The 11,495-nt window shown below is 43.4% G+C and carries 9 protein-coding genes; 8 read left to right on the forward strand and 1 reads right to left on the reverse strand.

The genetic code is table 11. The features are described 5' to 3' along the window. The first annotated feature begins 32 nt into the window (after positions 1-32). From dapB to HT703_RS08350, 3 genes are read left to right on the forward strand one after another with little or no spacing between them, the layout of a single operon-like run. Complete coding sequence (dapB, locus tag HT703_RS08340) at positions 33-800, forward strand: 4-hydroxy-tetrahydrodipicolinate reductase (protein WP_000027869.1); 768 nt, start codon at positions 33-35, stop codon at positions 798-800. Continuing rightward, on the forward strand, positions 797-1,996 hold the full coding sequence (locus HT703_RS08345) for a CCA tRNA nucleotidyltransferase (protein ID WP_078374274.1): 1,200 nt from the start codon (positions 797-799) through the stop codon (positions 1,994-1,996). Before dapB ends, HT703_RS08345 begins: the two co-directional genes overlap by 4 nt. Continuing rightward, a complete protein-coding gene (locus HT703_RS08350) occupies positions 1,993-3,864 on the forward strand; it encodes an ABC-F family ATP-binding cassette domain-containing protein (RefSeq protein WP_054392592.1) in 1,872 nt (623 codons plus the stop codon). The genes HT703_RS08345 and HT703_RS08350 overlap by 4 nt, the downstream gene beginning before the upstream one ends. Positions 3,865-3,900: 36 nt before the next feature. On the opposite strand, the gene mntE is transcribed toward HT703_RS08350, so the two are convergent. Beyond that, positions 3,901-5,085, reverse strand: coding sequence for a CDF family manganese efflux transporter MntE (gene mntE / locus HT703_RS08355; RefSeq protein ID WP_023933184.1), 1,185 nt, complete (start codon positions 5,083-5,085; stop codon positions 3,901-3,903). A gap of 307 nt (positions 5,086-5,392) precedes the next feature. Between mntE and HT703_RS08360 the strand changes: the two genes are divergently transcribed. The 5 genes from HT703_RS08360 to HT703_RS08380 all read left to right on the forward strand — a co-directional run bounded on the left by HT703_RS08360 (position 5,393) and on the right by HT703_RS08380 (position 11,447). Next, positions 5,393-8,089 carry a cation-translocating P-type ATPase gene (locus HT703_RS08360; RefSeq protein WP_023933182.1) on the forward strand — a complete coding sequence of 899 codons (2,697 nt, stop codon included), beginning with the start codon at positions 5,393-5,395 and terminating at the stop codon, positions 8,087-8,089. Positions 8,090-8,101: 12 nt separating this feature from the next. Beyond that, positions 8,102-8,899, forward strand: coding sequence for a glutathione-dependent disulfide-bond oxidoreductase (yghU, locus tag HT703_RS08365; RefSeq protein ID WP_001277397.1), 798 nt, complete (start codon positions 8,102-8,104; stop codon positions 8,897-8,899). Between the two features lie 213 nt (positions 8,900-9,112). Continuing rightward, positions 9,113-9,523: a peptide deformylase gene (locus HT703_RS08370; RefSeq protein ID WP_000412227.1), complete on the forward strand. Its 411-nt coding sequence runs from the start codon at positions 9,113-9,115 to the stop codon at positions 9,521-9,523. Positions 9,524-9,534: 11 nt separating this feature from the next. Further along, entirely contained in the window at positions 9,535-11,130 is a 1,596-nt protein-coding gene (locus tag HT703_RS08375) for a hypothetical protein (RefSeq protein WP_000822860.1), read from the forward strand. A 152-nt stretch (positions 11,131-11,282) separates the two neighbouring features. After that, on the forward strand, positions 11,283-11,447 hold the full coding sequence (locus tag HT703_RS08380; protein ID WP_000508264.1) for a YczI family protein: 165 nt from the start codon (positions 11,283-11,285) through the stop codon (positions 11,445-11,447). Positions 11,448-11,495: the final 48 nt, after the last annotated feature.

Below are 11,495 nucleotides of genomic sequence, written 5' to 3' on the forward strand. Positions count from 1 at the left end.
TAACGTCCTTTGTATCTTAGACAGGAGTAGAGATGAGTATTCGAGTAATTATTGCTGGTTTTAAGGGAAAGATGGGTCAAGCTGCTTGTCAGATGGTCTTGGCTGATCCAGACTTGGACTTGGTAGCAGTTTTGGATCCTTTTGAGTCTGAGTCAGAATGGCAGGGAATTCCTGTTTTCAAGGATAAGGCTGATTTAGCAGGCTTTGAAGCGGATGTTTGGGTAGATTTTACAACTCCAGCTGTTGCCTATGAAAATACACGCTTTGCTCTTGAAAATGGCTTTGCTCCAGTAGTTGGAACGACTGGTTTCACGAGTGAAGAAATTACAGAGCTAAAAGTATTTTCTCGTGCCCAAGATTTGGGTGGCTTGATCGCTCCAAATTTTGCCTTGGGTGCTGTCTTGCTTATGCAATTTGCAAGGCAGGCTGCTAAATATTTCCCCAATGTGGAGATTATCGAGCTCCATCATGACAAGAAAAAGGATGCTCCGAGTGGAACAGCTATTAAAACGGCTGAGTTAATGGCAGAAGTTCGAGAGTCTATTCAGCAAGGTGCGCCTGATGAGGAAGAATTGATTGCAGGTGCCCGTGGTGCTGACTTTGATGGCATGCGGATTCACTCAGTTCGTTTACCAGGCTTGGTAGCCCATCAGGAAGTCATCTTTGGCAATCAGGGAGAAGGATTGACGCTCCGTCATGACTCCTATGATCGCAGCTCCTTCATGACAGGGGTGAATTTGGGAATTAAAGAAGTTGTCAAGCGTCATGAGCTTGTCTATGGATTAGAACACTTATTATGAGATTAACGCAAATGCCTTCTGAATTTCAGAAGGCTTTACCAGTATTAGAAAAAATTAAAGAAGCAGGTTTTGAGGCCTATTTTGTTGGAGGTTCTGTTCGAGATGCCCTTCTCAATCGCCCTATCCATGATGTGGATATTGCGACGTCTTCTTATCCAGAAGAGACCAAGCAGATTTTTCCGCGAACAGCCGATATCGGAATCGAGCATGGAACCGTCTTGGTCTTAGATGGGGATGAGGAGTATGAGGTAACCACCTTTCGGACAGAGGATGTCTATGTGGACTATCGCAGACCCAGTGCGGTTTCTTTTGTTCGCTCGCTAGAAGAAGACCTTAAGCGCCGTGATTTTACAGTCAATGCCTTTGCCTTGGACGAGACAGGGGAAATCATTGACTTGTTTCATGGTTTAGAAGATTTGGAAAAGCAAGTCTTACGAGCGGTTGGAGTGGCTAGTGAGCGTTTCAACGAAGATGCTCTACGAATTATGCGTGGTTTCCGTTTTCAGGCTAGTCTTGGCTTTGAACTTGAGCCAGAAACCTTTAAAGCTATGAAGACATTGACGCCACTTTTGGAGAAAATTTCTGTGGAGCGTATCTTCGTTGAGTTTGATAAACTCTTGCTGGCTCCATTTTGGAGAAGGGGCTTGGCTTCCATGATTGAGAGTCAAGCTTATGACTATCTCCCTGATCTGGCATCTAGCCAAGACAAACTTAACAGACTGTTTGATTTAGAGACTGATTTCACCTTTGAATCTTCAGAGCAAGCTTGGGCGGCTCTACTGTGGGCTTTGGAGATTGAAAATGCGCAGCCATTTTTGAAAGCTTGGAAGACCTCACGTCAGTTTGCCAAGCAAGTTCAGGATTTGCTGACTATTTTGGCCTTGCGTGAAAAGGGAGAATTGAGCAAGCGCGATTGTTATCGCTTTGACTTGGAGTTGCTTTTACAGGCTGAAAATCTTCGTCAGACCCAGGGAAAACCAGTCAACCCACAAGTCATAACAGAAACCTATCAGAGTTTGACCATTCATGACAAGAAAGAAATTCAGATTAATGGTGGCATTTTGATCAAGGAATATGGTTATCAGCCGGGACCAGACTTGGGAGAGATTTTAACAGAGATTGAGTATGCCATTGTCGATGGAGAATTGGAAAATGACCGACAAGCCATCCATGCTTATCTGAGGGAGAAGAAATGAGTGATTTTATCGTTGAAAAACTAAGTAAATCTGTCGGTGATAAGACCGTTTTTAGGGATATTTCCTTTATCATCCATGACCTAGACAGAATTGGTTTGATTGGTGTCAATGGAACAGGGAAGACCACCCTTTTAGATGTTCTTTCTGGCGTTTCTGGCTTTGATGGGGATGTCAGTCCCTTTTCGGCTAAGAATGATTACCAGATTGGTTATTTGACTCAAGATCCTGATTTTGATGATAGCAAGACGGTCTTGGATACGGTTCTTTCCAGCGACCTCAAGGAAATCCAGCTCATTCGTGAGTATGAGTTGATCATGCTCAACTACAGTGAGGACAAGCAGGCTCGTTTGGAACGGGTCATGGCTGAAATGGACTCTCTCCAAGCTTGGGAAATCGAGAGTCAGGTCAAGACTGTTCTCAGCAAGCTGGGGATTCAGGACTTATCTACTCCTGTTGGGGAATTGTCAGGTGGTCTAAGAAGACGGGTCCAGTTGGCGCAAGTTCTTCTTGGTAATCACGACCTCTTGCTTTTGGATGAGCCGACCAACCATCTGGACATTGCGACCATCGAGTGGCTGACCCTCTTTTTGAAAAATTCTAAGAAGACCGTCCTTTTTATTACCCACGACCGTTATTTCCTAGACGCTTTGTCAACTCGGATTTTCGAGTTGGATCGAGCTGGATTGACCGAGTATCAAGGGAATTATCAGGACTATGTTCGCCTTAAGGCGGAACAGGACGAGCGCGATGCAGCTCTTCTCCACAAAAAAGAACAACTCTATAAGCAGGAATTGGCCTGGATGCGTAGACAACCGCAGGCGCGTGCAACCAAGCAACAAGCTCGTATCAATCGTTTCCACGACTTGAAGAAAGAAGTTTCAGGCAGTACTGCTGAGACAGACTTGACCATGAACTTTGAAACCAGTCGGATTGGGAAGAAAGTCATCGAGTTTCAGGATGTTTCCTTTGCCTATGATGATAAGCCAATTTTACAGAATTTTAATCTCTTGGTGCAGGCTAAAGATCGTATTGGAATTGTTGGGGACAACGGTGTTGGGAAATCGACCCTGCTCAACCTGATTGCAGGCAGTCTTGAGCCGACAACAGGACAAGTTGTGATTGGGGAAACTGTTCGCATTGCCTATTTCTCTCAGCAAATTGAGGGCTTGGATGAAAGCAAGCGAGTTATCAATTACTTGCAGGAAGTGGCAGAAGAGGTCAAGACCAGCGGTGGTTCTACGACTTCGATTGCAGAGTTGCTGGAGCAGTTCCTTTTCCCACGTTCGACGCATGGAACCTTAATTGAGAAATTGTCTGGGGGAGAGAAAAAACGTCTTTATCTCCTCAAACTGCTTTTGGAGAAACCAAATGTTCTTCTCTTGGACGAACCGACTAATGATTTGGATATTGCAACCTTGACAGTTTTGGAGAATTTCTTGCAAGGCTTTGCTGGTCCAGTTTTGACTGTTAGTCACGACCGCTATTTCTTGGATAAGGTAGCGACTAAGATTCTCGCTTTTGAGGATGGCAAGATTCGTCCTTTCTTTGGTCATTATACCGATTATCTTGATGAAAAAGCCTTTGAAACAGATATGGCCAATCAAGTTCAAAAGTCTGAAAAGGAGAAGGTCGTCAAGGTCAGAGAAGACAAGAAGCGCATGACCTATCAAGAAAAGCAGGAGTGGGCAAGTATTGAAGGTGATATTGAAACCTTGGAAAACCGTATCGCTGCTATTGAAGAGGAAATGCAGGCTAACGGCTCTGACTTTGGTAAGCTGGCTACTCTCCAAAAAGAATTGGATGAGAAAAATGAAGCACTCCTTGAAAAATACGAACGCTATGAGTATCTCAGTGACTTTGATAGTTAGAAGAATAGAAAAAGCCCGTCTCATGACAGGATTTCTCTATTCTTTTTTTGTTTCCTGGTGGAAGACATTTTGCCAAGTTTCGTGGCGACGCCAGATACTGGTATGGACGATACCATCTAATTCATAGCAGATGAGTTTGGTCTTTTGACTGATGGAAGTGATTTGGATGTCCTTGATAGCTGAATTCAAGTCTTTTTCTGCTTTATAGGCCTCTTTATCCATCTGCTTTCCGTCTTGGCGAATATAGACAAAATCGTCAGCTAAGAGTTCTTCCAGTTGATTTCCTTGGTCAATCAATTGTTCACGCATGAGCAATTTTTTATAGACATTGTCTAAAATTTCATCCTCAGGGATAGGCGCTGGCTCAATATGGACATCGGTATCAAAAACCCCAAAACGTTCCTCCAGCATAGACTCGACCTGATCCGCGATTTCATGACTCTCAAAAACAGACAGGTCAGGGTTCATCTCTAGCGTAATATCCAGGTAGATGTTGCTACCGTAGGTACGACCTCTTTGGGACTTAACCTTGCTGATTTTGGGAATTTCCATGATGGCCTTTTGATAATCCTCAAGCAGACGGTCGTCAAAGCCATCCGAAAGGCTAAAGGAAGACTCGATGAAGATATCATAGGCAGTCTTTAAGATAAAGAAAGTGATGATGATAGCAACCAGTTTATCCACAATGGGATAATTGAAACTACTAGCTAGGATGGCAATGGTGGTTCCAAGTGAGGTGACAGCATCAGAAAGATTGTCCTTTGCTGCGGCCTTCAGTGCCTTGGAGTTGGATTTCTTACTGAGGCGAGTATTGTAGAGATAGACCACAAACATGATCGCTGCAGACATAATTCCTAGAGTTGCACCCAGAGGATCAATGACCGTTTCTTCACGACTGAGAATCTTTTGAATGGTATCCCTTAGAACATCAAAGCCAACATAGAACATGATGATGGAAGTGATTAAGCTAGCCAAATCCTCAATCTTCCAGTGGCCAAAACGGTGGTCTTGGTCAGCAGGCTGGCGTGCCATCCTGATTCCAATCAAGAGGGCCACATTTCCAATGATGTCCGACACGTTGTTGAAACCATCGGCCACCAAACTGGATGAATGAAGAAGATGGCCAGTAGCCAATTTCGCTGCAGACAAGAGCAGGTAGGTTGAAATACTGATAATGGCACCACGTTCAGCTAACTTGAGATTTGAGATAGATTGCTTCATTCAACTTCCTTTCTAGTCATATAGCATTCTACCATTATACTGGTTTTCAAGGGAAAATTCAAATAAGGTAGTTTTTACTCTTTTAAAACTACCCAAAATTTGGTATAATAGTACTACTCAAGGGAGTAGCTGGCAGAAACCTGTGATAGTGTCGTCATTCCGAATTTTATACTGAAAAGTATGTTTTCCGGCCCTATCTTAAATAGCGAGACTTGTTATGATTAACAGGTCTCTTTTTGTTTGTCGTGAAAAGATGCGATGAGGGAAAAGAGAGTCTGTTTTGCACACAATGTCAAGGAGGAGACACATGTCAAAAGAACAAGAACGCCAAGCGTTTTACACTCAGAGTCCTGAAGAGGTCTTGAAGGCTGTGGATGCGACCGAGCAAGGTTTGTCATCAAGTGAGGCGGAAAAGCGCCTTGCCGAATTTGGCCACAATGAACTCGAAGAAGGCGAGAAACGATCAATCCTGGTCAAATTCATCGAGCAATTTAAGGATTTGATGATTATCATCCTAGTTGCAGCAGCAATCTTGTCAGTCGTGACTTCTGGTGGGGAAGATATCGCAGATGCCATTATCATTTTAGCCGTGGTTATCATTAACGCTGCCTTTGGTGTTTACCAAGAAGGAAAAGCAGAAGAAGCTATCGAAGCCCTCAAATCCATGTCTAGTCCAGCTGCCCGCGTTCTGCGTGATGGGCACATGACTGAGATTGACTCTAAAGAATTGGTACCTGGAGATATCGTTGCCCTTGAAGCTGGTGACGTAGTACCAGCAGACCTACGTTTGCTAGAAGCCAACTCTCTTAAGATCGAAGAGGCTGCTCTGACAGGTGAGTCTGTACCGGTTGAAAAAGACTTGACAGTCGAGCTTGCGACAGATGCTGGTATTGGTGACCGTGTCAATATGGCCTTCCAAAACTCAAACGTAACCTACGGTCGTGGGATGGGAGTTGTTGTCAATACAGGTATGTACACGGAAGTTGGTCATATCGCGGGCATGCTTCAAGACGCTGATGAGACGGATACACCCCTCAAACAAAACTTGAACAACCTTTCTAAGGTCTTGACCTATGCAATCTTGGTCATTGCCCTTGTTACTTTTGTAGTGGGTGTCTTCATTCAAGGGAAGGATCCACTTGGTGAGTTGTTGACTTCTGTTGCCCTTGCCGTTGCAGCCATTCCAGAAGGACTTCCTGCTATCGTGACCATCGTTCTTTCCCTTGGTACTCAAGTTTTAGCCAAACGACATTCCATCGTTCGTAAGTTGCCAGCAGTTGAAACACTTGGTTCAACTGAAATCATCGCTTCTGATAAGACTGGTACGCTGACCATGAACAAGATGACAGTTGAAAAAATCTTCTACGATGCAGTCCTACATGACTCAGCTGATGACATTGAACTGGGTCTTGAAATGCCCCTCCTTCGTTCAGTTGTCTTGGCCAATGATACGAAAATCGATGTGGAAGGCAACCTGATTGGTGATCCAACCGAAACAGCCTTTATCCAGTATGCCTTGGACAAGGGCTACGATGTCAAAGAATTTTTAGACAAATATCCTCGTATGGCGGAGTTGCCATTTGACTCTGACCGTAAGCTCATGTCAACAGTTCATCCACTTGCAGATGGACGCTTCCTCGTAGCTGTTAAAGGTGCGCCAGACCAACTCTTGAAACGTTGTGTTCTTCGTGATAAGGCTGGGGATATTGCTCCGATTGATGAGAAGGTCACAAACCTCATTCATACAAACAATTCTGAAATGGCCCACCAAGCCTTGCGTGTCCTTGCAGGTGCGTATAAGATTATCGATAGCATTCCAGAAAACCTCACTTCTGAAGAGCTGGAAAATAATTTAATCTTCACTGGTTTGATTGGGATGATTGATCCTGAACGTCCTGAAGCCGCTGAGGCTGTTCGTGTGGCTAAGGAAGCTGGAATTCGTCCAATCATGATTACAGGTGACCACCAAGACACCGCAGAAGCTATTGCCAAACGTTTGGGAATCATTGATGCAAACGATACAGAAGACCACGTTTTAACTGGTGCTGAGCTCAACGAATTATCTGATGAAGACTTTGAAAAAGTTGTTGGTCAATACTCTGTTTATGCCCGTGTGTCTCCAGAGCACAAGGTTCGTATCGTCAAGGCTTGGCAAAAACAAGGTAAGGTCGTTGCCATGACAGGTGACGGTGTCAATGATGCCCCAGCTCTGAAAACAGCAGACATCGGTATCGGTATGGGAATCACTGGTACAGAGGTTTCTAAGGGGGCTTCTGATATGATTCTTGCAGATGATAACTTTGCGACTATTATCGTCGCAGTGGAAGAAGGACGTAAGGTCTTCTCAAACATTCAAAAGACTATTCAGTACCTACTTTCTGCCAATACTGCTGAAGTATTAACCATCTTCCTATCAACCTTGTTTGGTTGGGATGTCTTACAGCCGGTTCATCTTTTGTGGATCAACTTGGTAACGGATACCTTCCCAGCTATCGCTCTTGGTGTTGAACCTGCGGAGCCTGGTGTCATGAATCATAAACCACGTGGACGCAAGGCAAGCTTCTTCTCAGGTGGTGTTTTGAGTTCTATCATTTATCAAGGTGTACTCCAAGCAGCTCTTGTTATGAGTGTTTATGGCCTTGCGATTGCTTACCCAGTTCATGTGGGTGACAATCATGCTATTCATGCAGATGCCCTAACGATGGCCTTTGCAACCCTTGGTTTGATTCAGCTCTTCCATGCCTACAATGTCAAGTCTGTCTACCAATCCATCTTGACAGTTGGCCCATTCAAGTCTAAGACCTTTAACTGGTCCATCTTGGTATCCTTTATCCTTCTCATGGCAACAATCGTTGTAGAACCGCTTGAAGGAATCTTCCACGTAACCAAACTAGACTTGTCACAATGGGGAATTGTTATGGCTGGAAGCTTCTCAATGATTATCATCGTCGAAATCGTTAAGTTTATTCAACGCAAACTCGGTTTTGACAAGAATGCGATTTAAGGGAGGTTTCGGATGTCAGCATATCAATTACCGACCGTATGGCAGGATGAAGCTAGTAATCAAGGAGCCTTTACGGGCTTAAATAAACCAACAGCAGGTGCCCGTTTCGAACAAAACTTGCCAAAAGGAGAACAAGCTTTTCAGCTTTATTCACTGGGAACACCAAATGGTGTGAAGGTCACTATCTTATTGGAAGAATTACTAGAGGCTGGTTTTAAGGAAACGGCTTACGACTTGTATAAGATTGCTATCATGGATGGGGATCAATTTGGTTCAGACTTCGTAAAGCTCAATCCAAATTCCAAGATTCCAGCCTTGTTGGACCAGTCAGGAACTGAAGAAGTAAGAGTCTTTGAATCTGCTCATATTCTCCTTTATCTTGCTGAGAAATTTGGAGCCTTTCTACCAAGTAATCCTGTGGAAAAGGTAGAAGTTTTGAATTGGCTATTCTGGCAAGCTGGGGCTGCACCTTTTCTAGGTGGGGGATTTGGACATTTCTTTAATTATGCCCCTGAAAAATTGGAATATCCTATTAACCGTTTTACGATGGAAGTGAAACGCCAGTTGGATTTATTGGATAAGGAATTGACTCAGAAACCTTATATTGCAGGCAATGACTATACGATTGCAGATATTGCCATCTGGTCTTGGTATGGACAGTTAGTTCAAGGAAAACTTTACCAAGGTTCTGCAAAATTCTTGGATGCCTCAAGTTACCAGAATTTAGTAAAATGGGCAGAAAAAATTGCCAATCGTCCAGCTGTTAAGCGTGGGATGGAAGTAATTTATAAAGAAATTAATACTCTTTGAAAATCTCTTCAAACCACGTCAGCGTCGCCTTGCCGTANNTTTGAGCAACCTGTGCTAGCTTCCTAGTTTGCTTTTTGATTTTCATTGAGTATAAGTAGCAAAAAAGTCATCTTCGGATGGCTTTTTGCTACAGTTGAGGGAAAGGGCTTGCAGTTATCGGCTTTTGTGCTATAATTGTTATAATATAGTAAAAAACAAGAGGAGTGTGAGGAAGTGGAAAAGAAAATTGTAAAAGATATTTTGTTTTTATCTCAGGTATCTCAGCCGGCAAGTCAGGAAGACCTTTATCTTGCCAGAGATTTGCAGGATACACTCTTAGCAAATCGTGAGACCTGCATTGGTCTAGCTGCCAATATGATTGGGGTGCAAAAGCGCGTGATTATCTTTAATCTTGGCTTGGTTCCCGTGGTCATGTTTAACCCAGTGCTTCTGTCCTTTGAAGGATCCTATGAGGCAGAAGAAGGCTGTTTGTCCTTGGTAGGTGTGAGATCAACTAAGCGTTATGAAACCATAAGGCTTGCCTATCGTGACAGCAAGTGGCAGGAACAGACCATTACCTTGACAGGCTTCCCAGCTCAGATTTGCCAGCATGAGCTGGATCACTTGGAAGGACGAATCATTTAGGAGGAAAGCAAATGAAACGAATAGTCTTTGAACTTATTTTTATCGCAACGACCTGGTATATCTTTTTACCGCCCCTTAACCTGACCAGCTGGGAATTTCTCTTCTTCCTCTGTGGGCATTTGTTAGTTGTGGCAATCTTATTTGGCTTTGGCAAGGGGATAAACCTTGTCAAAACGGTTCATGTGCGCCACGGTAAGGCGGAAGCTGCCTTAAATCTTGAGGGTTTCAAAATCAATCGGTTAGGGAAAATTCTGTTAGCTTCGATTGGAGGAATTCTTCTCTTGGCAGCTTTGGTTTCCTTGGTAACTTCCAGCATGTTTCAGGCTAAAAATTATGCCAATGTAGTCACGGTTACGGAAAAAGACTTTACTGAATTTCCTAAGAGTGACACCAGTAAGGTTCCTATCTTAGATAGAAGTACTGCTGAAAAAATTGGTGACCGCTACTTGGGTTCCCTAACAGATAAGGTGTCGCAGTACGTAGCGGCAGATACCTATACCCAATTGACAATTGATGGGAAACCTTATCGAGTGACGCCACTAGAATACGCAGACCCTATCAAGTGGTTTAACAATCAAGCTAAGGGAATCGGTGAGTATATCAAGGTGGACATGGTAACTGGAAATGCGGATTTGGTGGACTTGAAGACACCAATCAAGTATTCAGACTCGGAGTATTTTAACCGTGATGTCAAACGTCACCTGCGCTTGAAGTACCCGACCAAAATCTTTAAAACTCCATCTTTTGAGGTGGACGATGAGGGCAATCCTTTCTATGTAGCAACGGTTTACCAAAAGCAATTTGGACTTGCGGTTCCTCGTCCTGCTTCAGTCATTATCTTGGATGCTACAAATGGAGAAACCAAGGAATACAGCTTATCAGATGTTCCAGAATGGGTGGATAGGATCTATCCAGCAGAGGAAACCATTGAGCAAATCAACTACAACGGCAAGTACAAGGACGGTTTCTTGAATGCCATGATTTCCAAGAAAAACGTGACCCAGACTACCAATGGCTATAATTACTTGTCTATCGGTAATGACATCTATCTCTACACAGGTGTGACGTCGGCTAATGCGGATGAGAGTAATCTTGGTTTCATCCTTGAAAATATGCGAACAGGAGAAATTACTAAGTATAGCTTGGCTTCTGCGACAGAAGAATCAGCCCGTGAATCAGCAGAAGGTGCTGTTCAGGAGAAATCCTACAAAGCAACCTTCCCAATCCTCATCAACCTCAATGACAAGCCTTTCTACATCATGGGTTTGAAGGACAATGCTGGCTTGGTCAAAGAGTATGCTCTAGTAGACGCAGTCGAGTACCAAAATGTTATCGTAGCTACTACAGTGGAAGAGATGCTCAGCAAGTATGCCAATAAAAACGACCTTGAAATTGACAATGCAACGACAGAAAGCATCAAGGGAGTAGTAGCAGACCTCAAATCAGCTGTTATCAAGGGCGACACCGTCTACTTCTTTAAAGTTGATGGCAAGATTTACAAGGTTAAGGCCTCAGTATCAGATGACCTTCCTTACCTTGAAAATGGTAGAACCTTCGAAGGTCAAGTAGGAAAAGACAGCTATCTCAAGACCTTTAAAGTACAGTAATACTCTGCGAAAATCTCTTCAAACCACGTCAACTTTATCTGCAACCTCAAAGCTGTGCTTTGAGCAACCTGNNTTTCATTGAGTATAAAAAAGGTTTATTTAAGAAATATATGTTATAATAAAATAAATTAAGACTAATGGAGGACAAAGAAATGGGTTTTTATTTGATGCTTGCTTCAATGCTACTTGGACTGCTCGCTTTGAAGATAGGTTTTTCTCAGTTCAAGGAGAAAAAAGATAAATTCTTATCTATCTTAACAAGTTTAGCTGGCGCAGCCCTTGTTCTCGTGGCTATCTGGTTAGGATGGCCCAAATAAATAGAGAAGCCTCGGTCAAACCGAGGTTTTTCATACTCTTCGAAAATC

Origin of the sequence: Streptococcus sp. 3874 (assembly GCF_013276425.1) — a bacterium.
GTDB lineage: Bacteria > Bacillota > Bacilli > Lactobacillales > Streptococcaceae > Streptococcus > Streptococcus pseudopneumoniae.